The 20,947-nt window shown below is 71.1% G+C and carries 14 protein-coding genes; 5 read left to right on the forward strand and 9 right to left on the reverse strand.

The features are described from left to right. Positions 1-31: 31 nt before the first annotated feature. Genes FLX08_RS26830 through FLX08_RS26840 form a run of 3 tightly spaced genes read right to left on the reverse strand, consistent with a single transcriptional unit; the run spans position 32 to position 3,650 of the window. Complete coding sequence (locus FLX08_RS26830; RefSeq protein WP_142622612.1) at positions 32-2,227, reverse strand: CotH kinase family protein; 2,196 nt, start codon at positions 2,225-2,227, stop codon at positions 32-34. Continuing rightward, positions 2,218-3,048 (reverse strand): polyphosphate polymerase domain-containing protein, encoded by an 831-nt coding sequence (locus FLX08_RS26835; protein ID WP_208761677.1) that lies wholly within the window; start codon positions 3,046-3,048, stop codon positions 2,218-2,220. The genes FLX08_RS26830 and FLX08_RS26835 overlap by 10 nt, the downstream gene beginning before the upstream one ends. Then, on the reverse strand, positions 3,045-3,650 hold the full coding sequence (locus FLX08_RS26840) for a DUF4956 domain-containing protein (RefSeq protein ID WP_244312906.1): 606 nt from the start codon (positions 3,648-3,650) through the stop codon (positions 3,045-3,047). The genes FLX08_RS26835 and FLX08_RS26840 overlap by 4 nt, the downstream gene beginning before the upstream one ends. 646 nt (positions 3,651-4,296) lie before the next feature. On the opposite strand from FLX08_RS26840, the gene FLX08_RS26845 reads away from it, so the two are divergent. The 3 genes from FLX08_RS26845 to FLX08_RS26855 all read left to right on the forward strand — a co-directional run bounded on the left by FLX08_RS26845 (position 4,297) and on the right by FLX08_RS26855 (position 7,988). Beyond that, a complete protein-coding gene (locus FLX08_RS26845) occupies positions 4,297-5,775 on the forward strand; it encodes a M14 family zinc carboxypeptidase (protein WP_142622614.1) in 1,479 nt (492 codons plus the stop codon). Positions 5,776-5,983: 208 nt separating this feature from the next. Next, positions 5,984-6,874, forward strand: a complete 891-nt coding sequence (locus FLX08_RS26850) for a MurR/RpiR family transcriptional regulator (RefSeq protein WP_142622616.1) — start codon at positions 5,984-5,986, stop codon at positions 6,872-6,874. Positions 6,875-7,028: 154 nt separating this feature from the next. Further along, a complete protein-coding gene (locus FLX08_RS26855) occupies positions 7,029-7,988 on the forward strand; it encodes an MBL fold metallo-hydrolase (protein WP_425280643.1) in 960 nt (319 codons plus the stop codon). A gap of 41 nt (positions 7,989-8,029) precedes the next feature. Here the strand turns inward: FLX08_RS26855 and FLX08_RS26860 are convergent, their stop codons facing one another. From FLX08_RS26860 to FLX08_RS26870, 3 genes are all read right to left on the reverse strand, one after another. Next, positions 8,030-11,521, reverse strand: a complete 3,492-nt coding sequence (locus tag FLX08_RS26860; RefSeq protein ID WP_142622620.1) for a discoidin domain-containing protein — start codon at positions 11,519-11,521, stop codon at positions 8,030-8,032. Positions 11,522-11,538: 17 nt separating this feature from the next. After that, entirely contained in the window at positions 11,539-13,311 is a 1,773-nt protein-coding gene (locus FLX08_RS26865; protein ID WP_142622622.1) for a discoidin domain-containing protein, read from the reverse strand. 174 nt (positions 13,312-13,485) lie between these two features. Beyond that, on the reverse strand, positions 13,486-13,908 hold the full coding sequence (locus FLX08_RS26870; protein WP_142622624.1) for a MarR family winged helix-turn-helix transcriptional regulator: 423 nt from the start codon (positions 13,906-13,908) through the stop codon (positions 13,486-13,488). A 100-nt stretch (positions 13,909-14,008) separates the two neighbouring features. On the opposite strand from FLX08_RS26870, the gene FLX08_RS26875 reads away from it, so the two are divergent. Then, the gene (locus tag FLX08_RS26875) at positions 14,009-15,025 is read left to right on the forward strand and encodes an aldo/keto reductase (RefSeq protein WP_142622626.1); all 1,017 of its coding nucleotides are present in this window, start codon (positions 14,009-14,011) and stop codon (positions 15,023-15,025) included. Further along, a complete protein-coding gene (locus FLX08_RS26880; protein WP_142622628.1) occupies positions 15,022-16,215 on the forward strand; it encodes a Gfo/Idh/MocA family protein in 1,194 nt (397 codons plus the stop codon). Before FLX08_RS26875 ends, FLX08_RS26880 begins: the two co-directional genes overlap by 4 nt. Positions 16,216-16,495: 280 nt before the next feature. Here FLX08_RS26880 and FLX08_RS26885 read toward each other — a convergent pair whose 3' ends face one another. From FLX08_RS26885 to FLX08_RS26895, 3 genes are all read right to left on the reverse strand, one after another. Beyond that, the gene (locus tag FLX08_RS26885; protein WP_142622630.1) at positions 16,496-19,048 is read right to left on the reverse strand and encodes an HNH endonuclease signature motif containing protein; all 2,553 of its coding nucleotides are present in this window, start codon (positions 19,046-19,048) and stop codon (positions 16,496-16,498) included. A 453-nt stretch (positions 19,049-19,501) separates the two neighbouring features. After that, entirely contained in the window at positions 19,502-20,158 is a 657-nt protein-coding gene (locus FLX08_RS26890) for a response regulator transcription factor (RefSeq protein WP_142622632.1), read from the reverse strand. Then, positions 20,155-20,940: a sensor histidine kinase gene (locus FLX08_RS26895; protein WP_142622634.1), complete on the reverse strand. Its 786-nt coding sequence runs from the start codon at positions 20,938-20,940 to the stop codon at positions 20,155-20,157. Before FLX08_RS26895 ends, FLX08_RS26890 begins: the two co-directional genes overlap by 4 nt. Between the last annotated feature and the right edge of the window lie 7 nt (positions 20,941-20,947).

The following is a 20,947-nucleotide window of genomic DNA, read 5'->3' on the forward strand; positions in this document are numbered from 1 at the left end:
GGTGGACGGGACCTCGCCGGATGCCTTCAGGTCACGGGCTGGTGCAGGTGGCCGTCGGTGTGGCGGCCGAACCGTTGCCGAGGAAGCCGAAGGTCGTGGTCGCATTGGCCGCGAGCGAGCCGTTCCACGACTCGTTGCGCACCGTCACCGCCGAGCCGGAGCCGGAGTTCAGGCCTCCCCACAGCTGGGTGATGGTCTGTCCGCCGGGCCAGGTCCACTTCACGGTCCAGCCGTTGATCGCCGCGTTGCCCGCGCCCACCGTGACCTCACCCTGGAAGCCGCCGGGCCAGGAGTTCACCATCCGAACCGCCGCCGAGCAGGCGCCGGACACCCCGCCGGACGGCGAGGGGCTCGGCGATGGGCTGGGGCTGGGAGAGGGGCTGGGCGACGGACTGGGAGAGGGGCTGGGAGAGGGGCTGGGAGAGGGGCTGGGCGAACGGCTCGGCGATGCGCTGGGGCTGGGCGACGGGCTGGGCGACGGGCTGGGCGACGGGCTGGGCGACGAGATGGCCCCGCCCCATGCGGCCGTCGAGTCCAGCCAGGCCGCGCGGCGCAGCGTCCAGTCGCGCAGATACTGCACCTGACCCTGCCATGTGGACGCGGTCGGGGTGTTGAAGAAGCCGATCGTGCGCGTCGTGAGGTTCGGCCAGCGCTGGAAGTTGCGCTGCGCGGCGTTGGTCAGCGGCTGGGCGAGAGCGTCCATCCTGCTCTGCAGCGCGGCGTCGGACAGCACGCCGCGGCGCAGCGCCTGCCAGCGCGCCTTGACCTGGTCGACGAAGGCCGGATCCCGCATGAGCTGGGTGAACCAGTCGAAGGCGATCGGCTGCCGGGGCTGCTGATACTGCCAGCCCGAGGTCTGGTCGTTCTGGAAGAACCCGCCCACGCCGAACGTGAGGTCGTAGTCCCACAGCGGCCCGGCGAAGATCTTGGTGTCCCGGTCCTTGTAGAAGTAGGCGCTGCGATAGTAGGCGTCCATGTTCCGGCTCAGCTCATAGATGATCATCTGGTCGATGAAGGAGCCCACGTCGATGTACGCCCGATAGCCGGTGTCCGGGTCGGCGAAGTTCTGCGAGTGCAGCACGTTGTGGAACTCCTGGATGTAGCCCCGCAGCCACTCTTTCTGCTGCGGCTGCAGCGGCGAGGGGTCGACAACTTCGAGGTAGCTCCAGCAGGTGGCCGTCGATCCGCTGCACGGCAGCGTCGGCTCCTCCGCGGCCATCCACTCGAACTTCCAGATGTACCCGCCTGTGATCTTGGGAAGGGTCGTGTCGTCCTCGTCGAGCTGCTTGAGGTCGAGGCGGTTCTTCGAATCCTTGATCGTCTCGACGAGCATGTAGACGCCCATGTAGTCGTCGGCGCCCACCGGGCCGGAGTCGGTGTTGAGGTAGAACTCCACGAACCGATATCGGGGGACGTGCAGCCCCATCTCCTTGCCGAGGTCATAGACCAGGGCCTCGCGGATCAGCGACTTGTCGGGGAACGGCCCGCGCAGCACCCAGTCGGAGTCGGCGGGCATCCCCAGCACCGGATAGTCGGCGTCGTCGTTGTCGTTGTCCCAGAACTCCAGGCGATAGGGCGCCTTCTCGAACGAGGCCGACGACTGTCCCCGCAGGTGGAAGCCGGCGCGGGTGGCGACGGCCGGAGCCGCCGTCAGCGACGTCGTCGCGCCACTGCCCGGGTCGAAGATCATGGTGGCGGCGTCGAGGTAGTCCCGGCCGGGCTTGCCCTTGCCGTACGAGTCGATCAGGACCAGCGGCAGGTCGTGGGCCGTGCTGACGGCGGTGGCGACGTACAGGGCCGTTCCGGGCTCCCCGGACGCCGTGCCGCCGACGAAGGCCTGTGCGCGCAGCTGGGTGGTGCGGGTGAACTGCAGCGGCTGGCCGCCGTAGAGGGAGGACTGCGCGGTGGGCGGCGTTCCGTCGGTGGTGTAGCGGATCTGCGCGCCGCCGACCGCGGTGCTCAGCGACACCGAGACCTGCCCCTGGAAGGTGCCGCTCGGCACGGAGAAGGCGATGTCGCCGGTCAGGTCGTCCGCCGCTGCTGCCGCCGCCGTTGCTGAGGCCGCTGCAGCCGTGCTGGTGGCCGATCCGGCGCCCGCCGACGACGGGTACGCGTTGAGGGGTCCGGCGAGGAGCCCGGTGACGAGCCCGGTGAGGAGCACGGCGACCGCCGTCCTCGTGACGCGGCGGGCCGCCGTGACGCCGGTGCTGCGGAGCGTCAGACGCACGATGCCTCCTGTTCGGGGCGGTGGGAGATGTCCGGCGCCGGGTCGATCGGCGACACGGTGCCGTGGAAGTGGCGGCGCAGCGTCCGCCGCCATGGGGCGTCGGGCAGGTCGGGGCGGAGCGCGGCCAGTCCGGTGGCGTACTTGGAGATGCGGGCGGGTCGCAACCCGGCCCGCCACAGCAGGCGGTCGACCGGCGTGGCGGCCGAGGCGCTCTTGGTCTCGACCACGGCGAGGGCGGGCAGCCGCAGCGCGTGGTCGTCGTGCCGCCAGGCGAGCCCGGTGTCGAGGGTGACCCGGCTCGCGGTCTCCGGCAGCAGCAGGGTGGCGCGATGATATTCGGTCACCAGGACCGGGCCGAGGGAGCTCTGGGCGCCGAGCCCCATCGACTCGCGGGCGAGTGCCTCGTCCACGAAGTCGCGTCCGGGGTCCACCGTGTCGCAGTCGCGCGGGTCGTAGGGCAGCCGGTGCTTGGTGACGCTGCCCCGCGCGCCATTGATCTTGACTTCCAGCCAGCTCTGGGCCGAGTCGAGATAGGTGCGGGTGCGCACCTTGAAACGCCGGCGTCTGCGATAGGCCGCGCTGTGGTAGCTGGCCAGCTGAGGGGTGTCGAAATACACCGACTGATAGCGGAAGGTGCGTTCGCCGTCGATGTCCAGCGCCTGGGCGTACGGCACGAGCCGTTCCAGCAGGTGGGGCAGCGCCTCTGCCGGGACCAGATATTTGCGGTCCACCCTGGTCTGCAACGCGGCCCGGTCGACCAGCTCGTCGAGCCCGACGGGGGTCAGTCGTGCCAGGGCCGGCCCGATGGGCGTCATGGTCATCGGCGCGCTCCGGCGGACGCGGGCGCCTCGGGTTCGGTGGCCGGCGCCCGGTTGGCGAGCGCGTACCGTACGTCGACCACGGTGGTCTCGTTGACCAGGTCGAGCCGCTGGACGGTGACGGCGTGCACCCGGGCGTCGAGGAGTTGCTCCAGGTGCGCGACGAGCGCGACCTGGTCGGTGAAGGCCGATTCGAGCACCAGGATCTGGTGCCGGTAGTTCCGGAACAGCCGCCGGTGGTCGCCGAGGAACATCACCGCGACGATGAGCGCCATCATGCCGGCGCCGAGCCACACCGAGGAGGTGCTCACCGCGCCGAGGATGCCCAGGGCGAGGGCCGAGAAATAGTAGGCGACCTCGTGCTGGTCGAGCTCGGTCGAGCGCAGGCGGATGATGGAGAGCACACCGAACAACGCCATTCCCAGCCCGAGCCCGGCGCCGACGTTGCTGGAGCTCAGCGCGCTCGCGACGGCGAGGACGCCGACGTTGACCCCGAGGTAGGAGACGACCAGATCCCGCCGGCGGTGCCGTGGGAAATAGAGCCCGAAGACGAGCAACACCACCGCGCAGATGTCGATCGCGAACAGGACGAGCCGCGCCACCATGTTCGTTCCTCCCGAGTCGCCGCCGGGGTGGGCGGGGCAGCGCCCCGCTTCTCCGGACAGGCGTGCCTGAAACTTTCGGACAAGAAAAGAAAGTTTCGGGATCCCGCGGGGAACAATAGGTGAATCTCAGGTGACCAGTCAACGAACATCTGATACTCCGTCTTGTCAGAATCGCCGGAAGCTCCCGGGACGACCTTGACAAAGGCATGTACGCCGTCGTTTGCCGAGAGTGAAGGGTGATCCGGAGTGGCACGTCCGCGCTGAAACTTTCACCCTCGCGGGTCGGAGAATCGGGATGCTCAGACTGTCCGGCGGGCGGGCGCCGGATCGTGCGGCGGCGGCCGCTGTCCCGCCCGCACCGCCCTCCGCGGAGGCCGGCTCTCCGACGCGGTCTGTCCGCCGGTCTGTCCGCCGGTCTGTCCGCACATAGGGCGTCACATGTGGGTGCGGAAAATCACCGACGCCTTTTCGGTATGTGCACAGAAGGCCGGCGATCAGTGGTTGACATGCTCCCATTCACCCCGCAGACTTACTGAAACTTTACAGTCAGCGGCTGTTCGGGGGGAGCCGCGTACTGCCGAAAGACGGCCCGGAGAAAAGGATGCGTTTTCGTTTCCCGCTCGTCCGCGGCTGAGAAAGGTTCAGCATGTCTTCAGGAGGCACGTCCCCCTCCACTGCCTCTGTCCCCGAAAAGCGTTCCCCCCTCGGGAAACGCGTTCTCACGCTGGCGCTGGGCGTCGGTTTTCTGGGCGGTCTCGGAATTCCGGCCGCCGGCGCCGACGTCGCGGCCACCGCGGACTCCCCGGCGATCGTCCAGCAGCAGGCGCCGAGCGTGCCGAGCGGACGGACGACCTACCGGACGATCGACGACTACAACAACGAGATGCTGGCGCTGAGCGCCGGGCATCCCGGCCTCGTCAAGCACATCACGCTGCCGCACAAGACCCGCCAGGGCCGGGATGTGTACGGCATCGAGGTCACCCACGACGTCGACGCCGCCGACGGCAAGCCGGTCCTGCTGATGATGGGCGTCCACCACGGCAACGAATGGCCCTCCGGCGAGCACACGCTGGAGTTCGCCTACGACCTCATCGGCAACGACGGCAAGGACCCCCGGATCACCCGTCTGCTCGACAAGGCGCGGGTCATCTTCGTCCCGGTCGTCAACGTCGACGGGTTCGTCATCAACCGGCGTACGAGCTGCGGCGTGTCCCCGACGTGCGCGAGCAACGCCGGGGTCGACATCAACCGCAACTACCCCTTCGGCTGGGGCAGCAACGCCGGTTCCAACATGACCAACCGCGGCCCGGGGCCCGGCTCCGAGCCCGAAGTGCAGAACATCATGGACCTGACCACGAACAACCAGGTAACGGTCCTGATCACGAACCACACCTCCGGTCACACCGTGCTCCGTCCGCCGCTGGAGAAGCGCGCGGGCGACGCCCCGGACGAGGCCGTCTACGCCGCGCTGACCGACGCGATCACGGCCAAGAACGGCTACACGGGCATGAAGTCGGGCTTCGACTACGAGACGACCGGCGAGACCCCCGACTGGTCCTACTACGCGACCCGCGGCCTCGGGTTCACCTTCGAGATCATGAAGACCCAGTCGACCAACAACACCTACTCCGAGGTGATCGAGGACTACACGGGCACCGGGCGCTACGAGGGCACGTCGAACCGCGAGGCGTTCATGGTGGCCCTGGAGTACGCGGCCGACCCGGCCGGGCACTCCGTCATCACCGGCAAGGCGCCGAAGGGCGCGGTCCTGAAGATCACCAAGGACTTCGACCTGTGGACCGCCCCGATCGTCCAGGCGAACAACGTCCTCGGCGCGCCCCAGAGGGTGCCCACCCACCTGGAGTCGACGCTGGTCGCGCCCACCAACGGCAAGTTCTCCTGGCACGTCAACCCGTCCGTACGGCCGGCTCCGGCCTACACCGAGTCGGGCGTCGTCGCCACCGGGCCGGGCAACTTCATCAAGGAGAGCTGGACGCTCACCTGCGCCCGCCCGTCGGGCGAGGTCCTCGAGACGGTGCACGTGACCGTCGACCGGGGCGAGCAGGTCGACGTGCGGCTGCAGGAGTGCAAGACGAGGTTCAACGGCAACGGCCCGAAGAACTGACCGACAGCACGACGTGACGTAAGCCGGGCGGTCCCCACCGGGGGGCCGCCCGGCGGCGTTACGTCCGGCGGGCGCTTCGCGATTCACGAGTGAGGCGACCGGCCGCGGGCTGTGTCCGTCACGGTGTCCGTCACCGTGTCCGTCACGGTGTCCGTCACGGTGTCCGTCACGGTGTCCGTCACTTCGCGAAGAAGGGAAGTGTTCCAGGATGAGGCACGCCCCGGAGCCCGGCCGGTCGCTCGCCGTGCTGGACGCCGCCCGGATCGTCGCGAACCTGCGCGCGCTCTTCGACGGCCACCGACTCTCGCCGTCCCAACGCCGGATCGCCCGTTATCTGCTGGACAACGCGCAGGAGGCCGTCTTCTTCACCAGCGCGGACCTCGCCGAGCGCGCCGGAGTCAGCCAGCCGTCGGTCACCCGCTTCGCCGCCGCGCTCGGGTTCCGCGGATTCCCGGAGTTCCGGGAGGCGCTGCGCACGTCCGTGTTCGGCGACCGGCCGCCGGCCGCGACGGACGACCGCCACAACGAGATCCAGGAACTGGTCAACTCCGAGATCCGCGACCTCGAACGGCTGCGCGACGGCCTGGCCGACCCCGGGCAGCTCCGGCGGGTGGCGGGCCGACTGGCGGAGTCGAGCCCGCTTCTGGTCATGGGCCTGCGGATCTCCGCGCCGCTGGCGCACCTGTTCGGCTATCTCGCCGAGAAGGTGCTCCCCGACGTACGCGTACTGGACGTGCCGGGCTCGATCATGGAAGACCGGCTGAGCAGGGCGGCGGAGTCGGGCGCCGAGTGGGTGCTCGCCATCGGCCTGCCACGCTATCCGCGTGAGCTGGAGCAGGGCCTCGCCTGGGCGCGGCGGGTGCGGCTGAAGGTCGCCCTCGTCACCGACCAGCCGGTGGGCCGGCTCACCGACCTCGCGGACGAGGTCCTGCTCGCCCCGGTGAGCTCGGGCTTCGCGTTCGACTCCCACGCGGGCCCGACGGTCCTGTGCACCGCCCTGCTGCACACGATGCTGGACACCCTCGCCGCCGAGGGACAGACCCGGCTGGAGGCGTTCGACGACCGGGCCGCGGAGCGTCAGGTCTTCCTGACCGGCTGACGGATGAGGGCGTCGAGCAGGCCGCGACTACGCGGCCGACGCCGCCGACCGGATCCGCGCGCCGAACTGACCGGCGCAGGGCCCCGCGGCGGATCGCGGGGCCCTGCCCGGTAGGGTCCCGCTCGACGGGGACCCGATGAGAGGAATCGTGAGCGTGGTGGAGAGGGCCGGCGGGGCGGGATTGCACGGGGCGGGATTGCACGGGGCGGGGCTGCACGAGATCGGGGCAGGGATCTTCGCCTGGGTGCAGCCGGACGGCACATGGTGGGTGAACAACGCCGGAGCGGTGGCGGGCGACGACGGCGTGCTGATCGTCGACACCTGCGCGACCGAGGCGCGCACCCGGCGGTTTCTCGGCGCGGTCGCCGAGGCGACGGGCGGCGCCCCGGTCAGGATGGCGGTGAACACCCACCAGCACGGGGACCACTGCTACGGAAACAGCCTGCTCCCGGACGACACGGTCGTCTTCGGGCACGCGGCGATGAGAGAGGCGTTGCTGATCGATCCGATCATCGACGGCTGCCCGCCGGTGTGGGCGCCGGTGCCCGACTGGGGACAGGTGACGCGCCGCCCGCCGTCGGTGGTCTTCGCCTCCGAGCTGACCGTGCATGTGGGGGCGCACCGCGTCGAGTTGCGGCACCCCGGGCACGCCGCCCACACCCCCGGAGACGTGGTGGCGTGGCTTCCCGGTGAACGGGTGCTGTTCGCGGGAGACCTGCTGTTCAACGGGCTGACCCCGATGGTGCTGATGGGGTCGGTCGAGGGGGCGCTGCGGTCGCTCGACTGGCTGGCGTCCTTCGAGCCGGAGCACGTCGTGCCGGGGCACGGCCCGCTCGCCACCGCCGCCGAGCTGCCAGAGGTGCTGGCCGTGCACGAGCGCTACTACCGCTTCGTCCTCGACACCGCCCGCGCGGGACGGGCGAAGGGCCTCACCCCGTTGGCCGCCGCGCAGGAGGCCGACCTCGGCGAGTTCGCCGGGTGGGCGGACGCCGAGCGCCTCGTGCTCAACCTGCACCGCGCCTACGCCGATGCCGAAGGCGGCGAGGTGGATCTCCTCGCCGCCTTCGGTGACGCGATGACCTGGCACGGCGGGCCGCTGCCGACCTCAGTCTGAGATCAGTCTGAGATCAGTCTGAGATCAGTCTGAGACCGGCGTCACGACCAGCCCTGCAGGCCGGCTCCGTAGGGATAGAGGGGGTTGCCGTAGGTGGTGGGGACGGTCTGGCCCGCGTCGATGCGGGCCCGGATCTCCGCACGCTGGGCGGCGGTCGCGCCCAGGTCGTAGGGGAGGTTCCAGTCTTCGACGGCGTCGGCGAGCACGTCGCCGCCGCCCGGCTTGAGGACCTGGTCGAGGCTGCGCGGCAGCTGCCACGGCAGGCGTCCGCGCGGCGTGTAGTCGCCGAACAGGAGGCTCGCCGTGGCCGGGCCGACCTCCTCACCGCCCCGGTACGTCACCACGATGGCGTCGGCCAGGCCGTTCCACTCGCTGATGACGATGGGCCGGGGGAGGGTCAGCACCACGACCACCGGAACGCCCTGGTTCTTGAAGTTCTGGATGACGGCCAGCTGGTCGGCGGGGAGCTGGGGTTGCTCCTTCACCCAGGCGGTGGCGTGCGTGTAGGTCGGCTCGCCGACGGCCACGATCGCCAGCTTGGGCGAGGGCCCGGTGTCCTGATAGACGTTGACGCCCTCGGTGGCCGCCCGCGCCTTCACCGCGTCCAGCAGGGTCTTCGAGCCGTACTCCTCGTGGAAGTAGCTCGTCCAGATGCAGCAGGCCGTGCCGTCGGTGGCCCGCGGACCGGCGACCACGATGTTGTCGCCCGCCTTGAGCTTCAGCGGCAGCACGCCGTTGTTCTTGAGCAGGGTGTCGGACTCCCGGGCGGCCTGGTTGGCGAGTGCGACGTACGACGGCTGGTGGAAGCGGTAGGGCCCGTTCACCGGGTCGCCGTACGGGCGCTCGAACACGCCGAGCGTGAACTTGAGGCGCAGGATCCGGGTCACCGCGTCGTTGATCCGCGCCACGGGCACGTTCGCGAGGAACGTCGCCATCGTGAAACCGGTGGCTCCGGGGTCGGCCCCGCCCATCACGTCGGAGCCGGCGTTCGCGGCCTTGACCCAGACCGAGGACGGCAGCCAGTCGGTCGTGATGAGACCGGTGTAGCCGAGGTTGTCGCGCAGGTAGTCGAGGATCGGCTTGCTGTCGCCCGCGCCCGACCCGCCCGGGTCGAGGTAGGAGCTCCCGGCGTAGCCCGGCATGATGTTGACCGCTCCGGCCTCCATCGCGGCCCTGAACGGGATCATGTGATATTTGATCGTCACCGCGTCGTAGGTGATGCCGGCCTCGCCGCCCGCGCCCTCGCCCGGCCAGTGCTTGACGGTCGCCAGCACCGAGGCGGGGTTGAGCTCGGGGCCGCCCTGCAGCCCCGCCACCAGCGCGCGGACCTGGGCCGCCGCGACGTCGGCGTTCTCGCCGTTGCCCTCCTGGATGCGGGGGTAGAGGACCTTGGTGCCGACCTCGGCCAGCGGGCCGAGCACGCCGCGCGCCCCGACCTCCAGCTCCTCACGGCGCTGCATGTCGCCGAGCTTGTAGTCGAGCGCGTAGTCCTTGCCCGCCGCGAGCGTGCTCTGCAGCGGATAGGTGGTCTGATATCCGGCGATGGTGTCGCCCGCCGAGACGGGCGGGATGCCGAGCCGGGTCCCGGACGCGGACAGCAGCACGGCGTGCAGGTCGTTCGGCAGCGCCGGGCCGAAGTGCCACCCCGACAGCGCGTAGGTCTGGGCGTTGTAGAACATCTGGTACGCCTTCTCCTCGGAGGTCATCCTGCCGAGAAGGTCGTTGACGCGGGTTTCGATCGGCAGCCGCCAGTTCTCGTACGGCTCGATCGTGCCGTTCTTGTTGAGGTCGCGGGCGCCCTGGACGATCGGGACGCCGTCGGCGACCTGCTCGATGTCGGGCAGATAGAGGCTGAAGGTGCGGATGTTCGAGGTCGTCCTGGCGCCCGAGCCGCTCACCGCGACGACGTACCACTTGTACGTCCAGCGGTCGGGGATGTCCCAGGTGGGCGTGTAGCTCGTGCCGGTCGGCTCGGCGACCTTGGTGTAGAGGTCGACGAGGTTGCCCGAGGCGGTGAAGTCGTAGTCGGTGCGGCTGACGTTGAGCCAGACCTCGTAGCGCACCGCGCCGGAGACGGCCGCCCAGGAGAACGCCGGCCGCCGGGTGTCGGTGATCATGGCCTTGTCGGCGGGGGCCGACAGCGCGAACTGCCCGGTGGCCGCCGGGGCCTTGGCAGGCGGGGACAGCAGGGGAGCGGTCGTGGCCGCCGTGTCCACGGTGCCGAAGACCTGGAACTCCCACAGCGAGTAGCCGTAGCCCGTCGCCCGCGCCGTGCCGACGAAGCGGACGTAGCGGCCGTCGCCGGTGACGCCCAGGTTCTCGACGCCGCCCTTGCCGCTGGTCGTGGTGTAGATCGGCGCCCATGACGTGCCGTTGGCCGACACCTCGATCCGATAGCCGGTGGCGTACGCGGACTCCCAGTTGAGCGTGACGCCGGTGATGTGCCCGGCCCCGCCGAGGTCCACCCGCAGCCACTGGTCGTCGGAGTACTCACTCGACCAGCGGGTCGTCGTCCGCCCGTCGAGCGCCGCCGCCGGGGCGTTGCCGCCCTCCCAGGACGACGCCGTGACCTGCTTGTACGCCGAAATCGGCGTGCCCGTCGGTGGCGGGTCGGTCGGCGGGGGGTCGGTGGGGCCGCCGCCGTCGGCGTGGACGGCGAACTCCCACAGCGAGTAGCCCCAGCCGGTGGCGCGGGCGGTGCCGTACACGCGGACGTAGCGGCCGGTGGCGTTGACGTCGAGTGTCTGCGTGCCGCCGGTGCCGCTGGTGGTGCTGTAGACGTCGGTCCAGGTGGTGGCGTTGCCGGACACCTGGATCTTGAACGCCGTGGCGTAGGCCGCCTCCCAGGTCAGGACGACCTTGCAGATCGTCCTGGCCGAGCCGAGGTCGACCTGGAGCCACTGGGGGTCGGCGGCGGCACTGGACCAGCGGGTGCCGGGGTCGCCGTCCACCGCCGCGGACGCGGGCGTCCCGGCGTTCTCGGTGGACGAGGTGGTCGCGGGCCGGTTCAGCGCGGCGTTGGGGGCGGTGCAGCCCGAGGACGTGCCGGTGGTGCCGTAGACCTGGAACTCCCACAGCGAGTAGCCCCAGCCGGTGGCGCGGGCGGTGCCGTAGACCCGGACGTACCGGCCCGAGCCGGTCACGTCGAGCGTCTGCGTGCCGCCGGTGCCGGTGGTCGTGCTGTAGACGTCGGTCCAGGTGGTGGCGTTGGCAGAGACCTGGATCTTGAAGGCCGTGGCGTACGCGGCCTCCCAGTCGAGGACGACCTGGCTCAGCGTCGCCGTGGTCCCGAGGTCGACCTGGAGCCACTGCGGGTCGGCGAACGCGCTGGACCAGCGGGTGCCGGCGTCGCCGTCCACCGCAGCGGAGGCGGGGGTGCCGCCGTTCTCGGCGGACGAGGCCGTCGCCGTCTTGCCCTGCGAGAGCAGGACGGGCGCGGCGTACGCGGGCCCGGCGACGATGCTCGCGACCAGCGCGAGCACCGCGGCCAGGACGAGGGAGAGCCCGCGCCGGAACGTGAGGGGATGTCTCATGGCGTCTCCTGCCTGCGTTACCAGCCGACCGCGACGAGCAGCCACTGCGGGTCGCCGTGCGAGATGAACGAGGACCGGCCCGCGTAGTCGTCGTAGGGGAAGCCGTAGGCGAGCTTGCCGATGGCGTGGTCGTGCCAGAACTTCGCGTAGTAGTTCGCCGGCGCGGCCGTGTAGTAGGTCGACGGGTCCGACTGCTGGGCGTCGGACAGCCCGGCGACGTGCCGGTTGAGCGCCGCGCACATCTGCGGCGCCTCGGACAGCGGCCCGGCGCACCCGGTGACCTGTGAGGTCGTCGCCGTCACGCCCTGCTGGGCGGCGTAGCCGGTGAAGTAGTTCGCGTACGCCCCGCCGGGCTGGAAGATCGACGCACTGCCCGGAGCCGGGATGCGGTACGGCGCCTGCACCTGGGCCAGCGGCTTGAACTCGGCCGGCACCTCGTCGATGAACCGCTGGAACGTCGCCGCCCGCGACTCGGCGAAGGTGGCGTAGTCCTCGCCGACCGCCACGTCGTAGCCGTCGCGGGCGTGCAGGCGCATCGCGAGCTTCAGGCCGAACGCGTCCACCCGGGTCGTGTTGCCGTTGAACACCGAAGGCCCGACCGTGAACTCGATGAAGTCGTAGTACTGGCTGTCGGGGGAGCCGAGGTAGAAGTACATGCGGCCCGCCGTGTTGGCCGGCATGTCGAAGTAGGGCTGCTCGGCGATCGAGTGGACCTGGCCGTTGTAGCTCCAGTAGACCTGGGAGTCGGGATACTGCCCGTTGGTCCGGTTGAGGATCTTGACCATGACGACGTTCTTGGCCGCCGGGATGGTCGAGGTGTCACCCCAGAAGGCGTCGGGCGGGGTGGTCGGGCCGGTCGTCGGTTCGGTCGAGCCGCCCGTGGTGTTCACGGTGAAGCTCCACAGCGAGTAGCCGTACGCGGTGGCGCGGGCGGTGCCGTACACGCGGACGTAGCGGCCGGTGCCGGTGACGTCGAGGGTCTGCGTGCCGCCGGTGCCGGTGGTCGTGCTGTAGACGTCGGTCCAGGTGGAGGCGTTGCCGGACACCTGGATCTTGAACGCCGTGGCGTACGCGGCCTCCCAGGCCAGGACGACCTTGCAGATCGTCCTGGCCGAGCCGAGGTCGACCTGGAGCCACTGCGGGTCGCTGAACGCGCTGGACCAGCGGGTCGCGCCGTTGCCGTCGACGGCGGCCCACGCGGGGGTGGTGGCGTTCTCGGTGGAGGAGGCGGTCGCCGGCCTGCCCTGGGCGGCGTCGGCCGCGCCGCACGCGGTGCCGGACGTCGTGCCGTACACCTGGAACTCCCACAGCGAGTAGCCGTACGCGGTGGCGCGGGCGGTGCCGTACACGCGGACGTAGCGGCCGGTGCCGGTCACGTCGAGGGTCTGCGTGCCGCCGGTGCCGGTGGTCGTGGAGTAGGCGTCCGTCCAGGTGGAGGCGTTGTCGGACACCTGGATCTTGAACGCCGTGGCGTACGCGGCCTCCCAGTTGAGGACGACCTGGCTCAGCGTCGCGGTGGTGCCGAGGTCGACCTGGAGCCACTGCGGGTCGCTGAACGCGCTGGACCAGCGGGTGCCGGTGTCGCCGTCGACGGCGGCCGACGCCGGAGTGCCGGCGTTCTCGGTGGACGAGGCCGTCGCGGTCTTGCCCTGCGACAGCAGCGCGGGCGCGGCCGTGGCCGGCGGGGACCCGGCCGCCGCCGCGACGACGCAGGCCACGACCAGGACCAGTGCGCTGAGCACGGCCGTCAGGGCGCGTCGCGTGGGATGGATCGTCGAACGCTTGCTCATGATGGCGATTCCTCTTCGGGGGGTGAAGGGAGCGAGCCCTGCCCCAGAGAATGATCGCCTTCGACACTTAGGTCAATACTTGAATTTAGTATGCAAGAAAACGATCATGAGGTTGGCGGCATCGGTGTCAGTGTCGGTGTCGGTGTCGGTGTCGGTGTCGGCGTCGTTTCGGGCCTACAGCCGGTCGAACACGGCGGCCAGCGTCTCGATCTCCTGCGGGGAGAGCTTGTCGGTGAAGTGGCGCCGTACGGCGGCGTCCAGGCCGGGGTGCACGGAGCCGATGGCGGCGCGCCCGGCGTCGGTAAGGGTGACCATGACGCCGCCCGCGCGCTCGCGGGTGACGAGTCCGCGGCTGCTCATGCGGGTGAGCTGATGGGAGACGCGGGTGCGATCCCAGCCGAGCGAAGCGGCGAGCTCGCTCTGACGCAGGGCGCCGCCCGCCTTGCCGAGGGTGACGAGGATCGTCAGGTCCGGCTCGGACAGGCCCGCCGCCTCGGCGGCGTCCGCGATCACGCGGGCCCGGACGACCTCGTGGGCGCGCTTGAAGGCGACCCAGAAGTCCACGGGGCCCGGCTCGCCTTCGCTCGATGTTGACATATCAACACTCCTCTGGCCTAATGTTGAGATATCAACGCTAACAGGCCACCGTACTCGCGGCCCTGTCGGCGTCTCCACGTCTCCCGCCCGCAGGAGGGCCATGCACACCCGACCTCTTGGAACCGGCGGCCCTCGGGTCGCCCCCATCGCCCTGGGCTGCGCCGGCATGTCCGACCACACGGCCCCCGCCGACGAGGCCGACGCCGTCGCCACGATCCACGCGGCCCTCGACGCCGGTGTCACCCTCATCGACACGGCCGACTTCTACGGCATGGGCCACAACGAGGACCTCATCCGCCGCGCGCTGCGCCCGGGTGACCGCGACAAGGCGCTCGTGAGCGTCAAGTTCGGCGCTCTGTGGGGCCCCGACGGAGCCTTCGCCGGCATCGAGGGCCGGCCCGCCCACGTCAAGAACGCGCTCGCCTACTCGCTGCGCCGCCTCGGGACCGACCACGTCGACATCTACCGCCCCGCCCGCCTCGCCCCCGACACCCCGATCGAGGACACGATCGGCGCGATCTCCGGGCTGGTCCAGGCCGGGTACGTGCGCCACATCGGGCTCTCCGAGGTGGGGCCGGAGACCATCCGCCGTGCCCACGCCGTACACCCGATCTGCGACGTGCAGATCGAATACTCCCTGTTCAGCCGTGACCCGGAGACCAACGGCATTCTCGACACCTGCCGCGAGCTGGGGATCGGCGTCACCGCCTATGGAGTGCTCGCGCACGGCCTGCTCACCGGCGACTACCGGCAGCCCGCCGGAGGCGACCCGCGCGCCCAATGGCTGCCCCGCTTCCATCCCGGCAATCTCGCCGCGAACCTCGCCCTCGTCGACCGGCTGCGGCCACTCGCCGGCGCGTACGGCATCAACGTCGCGCAACTCGCCACCGCCTGGGTCGTCGCCCAAAGCGGCGAGCGCGGCACCATCGTGGCCGTCGTGGGCGCCCGCCGCCCGCATCGCGTCGAGGAGGCCCTGGCCGCGGCCGACGTCGCCCTGACCGGAACGGACCTCCGCGCGATCGACGAGGCCATCCCTGCCGGCGCGGTTGCCGGCACCCGGTATGCCGCACCCCTCATGACTCTGCTGGACAGCGAGAGAACAGGTCGCACATCATGAACACCTCCACGTCACCCCTCGCCGAGCTGGCCACGTCCGGCAAGCCCATCGGCGTAGGGATCATCGGACTCGCCGCGAACGGAAGCTGGGCCGAGCGCTCCCACCTGCCGGCCCTGCGCGCCGTCCCCGGTTACGAGCTGAGGGCCCTGAGCACGAGTTCGAAGGAGTCGGCGGAGCGCTCCGGGCACAAGCACGGGGTGTCGCGCACCTTCGGCACCGCCGCCGAACTGGCCGCCTGCGACGAGGTGGACCTCGTGGTCGTGGCGGTGAAGGTGCCGCACCATCGGGAGCTGGTGCGGACCGCGCTCGACGCCGGCAAGAGCGTGCTGTGCGAGTGGCCGCTCGGCAACGGGCTCGCGGAGGCCGACGACATGGCGCGGCAGGCGCGCGACCGCGCGGTGCCGACCATCGTGGGGCTCCAGGCGCGGTCGCACCCGGCCCTGGCCTACCTGCGGGATCTCGTGACCGATGGCTACGTGGGGGAGGTGCTGTCCACGACGGTCGTCGGCTCCGGCGGCGCGTGGGGCGGGACCGTCGGCCCCGGCGATCACCACGTGCTCGACGCCGCCAACGGCATGACGCTGCTGACCATCCCCTTCGCGCACACCCTCGACGGGCTCGCGTCCGTCCTGGGGGAGCCCGAGGAGCTGCGGATCGACCTGGCGTCCCGCCGTACGTCGGCCGTGGACACCGGGACCGGACGGCCCGTCCCCATGACCGCACCGGACCAGGTGGTGGCGTCGGGACGGCTGCCGGGCGGCGCGGTGCTCGCCGTCCACTACCGCGGAGGCGTCTCTCGGGGCACCAACTTCCGCTGGGAGATCAACGGCACCGAGGGCGACCTCGTCGTCACCGCCCCGATCGGCCACCTCCAGCTCAGCCCGATCACCATCGAAGGCAGCCGTGGGACGGACACGGGGCTCGCCCCCCTGACGGTGCCGGAGTCCTACGTCCGCGTCCCCGGGCTGGACCCCCGCGCCGACGCGCCTGCCTACGCGGTCGCGCACGCCTACCAGCGGTTCCTTGACGACCTGCGCGAGGGCGGCGCCTCCGGCAGTGGCTCCAGCGCCTCGGGTGGCGCCCTGGGCAGCGTCGCGGGCAGTGCTGTGGGCGGCACCTTGGGTGTGCCCGATTTCGCGCACGGGGCTGCCCGCCACCGCAGCATCGAGTCCGCGGTCACGACGCCCTGACCACGGCCCCCGGCCGCCTGGCCGCATCGCGAAGCCCTGACCGCGGCCCCCGGCCGCCTGGCCGCATCGGGAAGCCGTGCGGTGCACTGCGAAGCCCTGTGAGCACGTGGAGCACCGTGGAGCACTGCGCGCGCCGCGAAGCCCAGCGGACAGCGCACGCACCGGCGACCCTCGCCTCGCGCCTCGTGCCGGCCCTCGTGTCGGCTCTCGGCCCTGGTGGTCATTCCCGCAGTCGCCCGGGCCTGTCCGCGCGTCGCCCCTCCTTCCCTCACTCCCCGCCTCATTCCCGTAGTCGCCAGGCTGTTCCCAGGCGGTGGTAGGTGAAGGCCCAGCGGTCGGTGCCTTCTTTGCGGCGGGTGTAGCGCTCGGGGTGCTGGTATCGGTCGCGGTTGTGGAACTGGCAGGCCGGACCCAGCAGCTTCAGGTCGGTCAGGCCGCCGCTGCTCCAGTTGTCGGCGTGGTCGATCTGGCACATCGTCGCCGGAAGCGGGCAGCCGTCGATCCAGCAGGTGGCATACCGGGCCAACACCGCCCGCCGCTGCGCCGGAGTGGCCAGGCGGACCTTGCGGCCCATATCGAGGACCTGCCCCTCGGCGTTCATGACGATCCGCACGAGGGTTGAGGTGCGGGCGAGGCGGTGCACGCTGGAGATGGGCAGTACCTGCCCGGTCGCCAGCAACAACCCCGGCACCATTCCCAACGAGGCTCCCAGCGTTGTCCCCAGGAACGCCCCGGGAAGCGTACCTGCGGCCCCTCCCGGCGCTGCTCCTGGCGACGCACCCTGCGACGCTGCTTGCGCCGTCCCAGGCGTCTCTCGCCCGCTTCCCGATGTCCCCGACGTTCCCGGTGCCTGCGTCGCATGCGAGCACCGCGCCTCGCCGTCGCACCGGCACGCGCCCTGGCCATGCCGGCAGTCCCCCGCAGGCCGATGCCCGGCGTGGGTGTGAGGTGCGGAGGCGTCCTCAGGCGGAGGATCCGGCTGCGCCGCCTCCGAAGGCACTGCGTTCGAAGGCCCGCCACCGTCAGCAGCGCCCCACCTGGCGTGCGTTGCTCCAGCCTGAGCCGCGGCACAGTCGCGGTCTGTGCCCATGACGGGCGCAGTGTCGTCGTCCTCGGCAGAGGCGACGTTCATGGTGTCGTGCGACTCGCACTCGCCGGGCCGCCCCTCACGGGCCCCGCGGCTACCAAACCCGCAGGCGCGAGACTCCTCGTCGGGAAGTCCGGCCGTGGCGTTGTCGGAGCTAGGGGCGGAGTCGGTGACAGGGGCGGAGTCGGGGGCAGGGGCGGTGGCGGGGTCGGCCTCGGCCTCGCGCACGTCACCGAGGCCGGTCGCTGCGGTAGCGCCAGTGTCGTCGGCGCTTTCGGTACCGGCGTGCGCAGCGCCATCGGCACCTGCATCGCTCCCCGCACCGGCATCTGCCTCAGCCTCAGCCTCGGCATTGTCGAGGTCGTCGGCCTGGCCGGGTGCAGGGTCGTTCGTGTCGTCCCGGCCTTCCTCGAAGCCCTCGGCATCCCGCGCGTCTTCGACGTGGTCGGCGGTGTCCTCGGTGGCCGGGTCGGCGCGGTATGGATCGTCGGTGTTTTCGGGGTCGGTGGGGAGGGATTCGGCGCTGACCACGACGAGGAGCTCGGTGACGATCTGCTGCTCCAACGCGGCGATCAGCGCGTCCGCCTGGCGCTCCGTCAGCGTGCGGTCATCGCCGTCGGCCTTCTTCTTGGCGTACTCCTGCAACAGGGTCATCAGGCGGGCGCCGGGTTCACGGGGAATGTAGAACTCCCCTTCCACGCCGCCGCCCTTACCCGGGCGGACCCGCAGGAAGCGCCGCCCGTAATCGGCCTGCTCATCGCGTTCTTCGCCGTCGGGGTCGAGCACCGCCCGCAAATGGCGGCCGGCCTTGGCCACCTCCGCCGCCCCCGCCTTGCCCGCCAGCTCCACCAGGATCGGCTCCGCCAACCCGGCCTGCTCATCGGTCAGCCCGGCGACAGCGGCGCAGATGGCCTCCACCACCCCCGCCGCCAACTCACCCACGGCGAACTTCTCCCGCACCACCGGTAGGCGCGGCAGCTCCGCGCCCAGCATCAGCAGGCGCCCCGCACCACCCACCGTCATCCCGCCGGCGGTACGCAACCACGACCTGGTGGAGGCATGCCCGTGCTGTTTGGCCTGCCCAGCGGCATGGACCCGGCCGACGCGGTCGGCCAGGGCGCAGGTGATCCGATCCCGCGCGAACAGCAACTCCTCCGCCTCGGCAAGGCAGACGTCCACATCATCGGGAAGCGGGACCAGCGTCAGCTCCTGCGCCACCTCACGAACAGACCCCACCACCACCCACGACGACCGCACACGACCCCGACCACGGCCACCCACATCGGAAGCACCAGCGCCAGAGCCATCCGCACCCGGGCCGTCCGCGCCAGCGGCATTCGCATCGGTGGCATCGGTGGGGGTGGCGTCCGCGCCATCAGCATTCCCACGGGCGGCATCCGCGCCAGTGCCGTCCCAACCAGGGGCAGCCCCACGCGTGGCATCCGCGCCGTCGGCAGCTGCACCGGCGGCCCCTGCGCCGTCGGCAAGCCTGCCAGCGGTGTCCGCGCGAGCGGTGTCCGCACTCGGGCCGGATGTCCCGTTACCAGGCGCACGGTCGCCGGCGGATGTGCTCCCGTTCTGGCGCGCGTACTGCGACGGCTCGAAGCCGATGACCGGGAAGGGCTCACGGGCGGATGAGCCGTCGGACGACCACAGCGGGGAACTGGCGATCAGACGGTCCCACCAGCCGTCGTCAGGGCCTTTCGAATGACGAAGGCGCTCAGGATCGATATCGAACAGATCCATCACACCTCCATCAAGAGATTCGAAAACTTGTATTAATTTTCTCGTGTCTCTGGAGCTTGTGCAAGATCAACTAGGAATCTCTTGGGGTCACAGATGGGGGACCGCAACGGTCCTGACGTGGGTCTTGGCGGTCAGCGGCAGACGGCCAGTCGCTCGGCCGGCTGATGGCCGGGTGCTCGGCGATCTCCCATACGCGGGAGGCGCGGGTTGCGGTGAAGTACGCCGCCGCGACGGGCCGGGACGCCTGGCCGGGCAGTCAGGTCGCGGGCGGGTCGGGAGGCCTGGCCGGGCAGTCGGGTCGCGGGCGGGTCGGGACGCCGGGACGGCTGGCACTGCGGTATCGGTCTCTGGTCACGACTTTCTGGCCCGGGACCGCAGTGTCGATCCTGTGGTCACGGTTCCCTGACCCGGCACCGCAGTGTCGAGCCTGAGCGAGGCGCTGACCGCTTGCCCTCAACCGCCGGGCCGCACCAGGCCGCTCTCGTAGGCCAGGATGACGAGCTGCACCCGGTCGCGGACGTCGAGCTTGGCGATGGCCCTGGCGACGTGGGTCTTGGCGGTGAGCGGGCTGATGACCAGGCGCTCGGTGATCTCGCCGTTGGACAGGCCGAGCGCGACGAGCCGCACCACCTCCAGCTCGCGGGTGGTGAGGGCGGCCAGCCGCTCCCCGGCGTCGGGCGCGAGGTCCTGTCGCCGGGCGAACCGCTCGATGACGCGGCGGGTGACCCCGGGGGACAGGAGCGCGTCCCCGGCGGCCACGGCGGCCACCGCGCGGCGCAGCTCGGCCGGTTCGACGTCCTTGGTCAGGAAGCCGCTGGCTCCGGCGCGCAGCGCGGCGAAGACGTGCTCGTCGGTGTCGAAGGTCGTGAGGATGACGACCCGGCAGTCCTGGCGGCCGACGATGCTCCGTGTGGCCGTGATGCCGTCGGTCCCCGGCATGCGGATGTCCATGAGCACGACGTCGGGGCGGGTGCTCTCGGCCAGCCGTACGGCCTCGGCGCCGTCGGCGGCCTCTCCGACGATCGTCACGTCCCGTGAGCGGGCCAGCAGGCTGCGGAAGCCCGCCCGTACGAGTGCCTGGTCGTCGGCGAGGAACACCTTGATCGTCACTCCGGAGAGCCTGCCACAGCGTCCTCCACAGAGCCTGCCACAGGGATTTCGGCCTTCACGGCGAATCCCCGGGACATCGGGCCGACGGTGAGCGTCCCGCCCAGGGCGCGCACTCTCTCGCGCATCCCGGTGAGGCCGTTCCCGTCCGTGATCCCGCCGCCGGTCGGGTCGCCCTTGCCGTCGTCGGTGACCTCGACGGTGACCGTTCGCGGGTGACGGCCGACCGTCACCTTGGCCGTGGTCGCCCCCGAATGCCTGAGCGTGTTGGCGAGGGCCTCCTGGACGATGCGGTGGACCGCGACGGACGCGGGGGCGGGGATCGTGGACAGGTCCCCGTGCTCGTGGAGGGTGACGTCGAGCCCGGCGGCGCGGGCGTCGGCGACGAGCGCGCCGAGCGATGACATGTCGGGCTGGGGCTCGGTGCCGGCGGGGCCCTCCCGCAGGAGGGCGATGAGCGCGTTGAGGTCCTTCATCGCCCGGTTCCTGACGTCCTGAGCCAGGCGCAGCGCGGCGGCGGCCTCGGCCGGATCCTCCCGCAGGGTGTCGGCGGCGACGTTGAGGTGGACCCCGACGACGGCGAGCGTGTGGGCGACGATGTCGTGCACCTCGCGCGCGACGCTCAGGCGCTCCTCCGCGGCGCGGGCGCGGTATTCGGCCTCGCGCAGCAAACCGCCCCGGCGCTGCGCCGCCGCGTAGGCGAGACCGGCGGCGACGAGGGCCGCGAGCAGCACCCCCTCGCCGAGGGTCTGGATGAGATAGCGGATGAGGTTCCGGTCGAGCATTCAGCGG

It is taken from the genome of Microbispora hainanensis, from assembly GCF_006874475.1.
Lineage (GTDB): Bacteria > Actinomycetota > Actinomycetes > Streptosporangiales > Streptosporangiaceae > Microbispora > Microbispora hainanensis.

Coding starts and splice junctions, on each gene's coding strand:
- FLX08_RS26835 (WP_208761677.1), bottom strand. CDS start 3,048: ATGACCATGACGCCCATCGGGCCGGCCCTGGCACGACTGACCCCCGTC.
- FLX08_RS26840 (WP_244312906.1), bottom strand. CDS start 3,650: ATGGTGGCGCGGCTCGTCCTGTTCGCGATCGACATCTGCGCGGTGGTG.
- FLX08_RS26845 (WP_142622614.1), top strand. CDS start 4,297: ATGTCTTCAGGAGGCACGTCCCCCTCCACTGCCTCTGTCCCCGAAAAG.
- FLX08_RS26850 (WP_142622616.1), top strand. CDS start 5,984: ATGAGGCACGCCCCGGAGCCCGGCCGGTCGCTCGCCGTGCTGGACGCC.
- FLX08_RS26860 (WP_142622620.1), bottom strand. CDS start 11,521: ATGAGACATCCCCTCACGTTCCGGCGCGGGCTCTCCCTCGTCCTGGCC.
- FLX08_RS26865 (WP_142622622.1), bottom strand. CDS start 13,311: ATGAGCAAGCGTTCGACGATCCATCCCACGCGACGCGCCCTGACGGCC.
- FLX08_RS26870 (WP_142622624.1), bottom strand. CDS start 13,908: ATGTCAACATCGAGCGAAGGCGAGCCGGGCCCCGTGGACTTCTGGGTC.
- FLX08_RS26875 (WP_142622626.1), top strand. CDS start 14,009: ATGCACACCCGACCTCTTGGAACCGGCGGCCCTCGGGTCGCCCCCATC.
- FLX08_RS26880 (WP_142622628.1), top strand. CDS start 15,022: ATGAACACCTCCACGTCACCCCTCGCCGAGCTGGCCACGTCCGGCAAG.
- FLX08_RS26885 (WP_142622630.1), bottom strand. CDS start 19,048: ATGGATCTGTTCGATATCGATCCTGAGCGCCTTCGTCATTCGAAAGGC.
- FLX08_RS26895 (WP_142622634.1), bottom strand. CDS start 20,940: ATGCTCGACCGGAACCTCATCCGCTATCTCATCCAGACCCTCGGCGAG.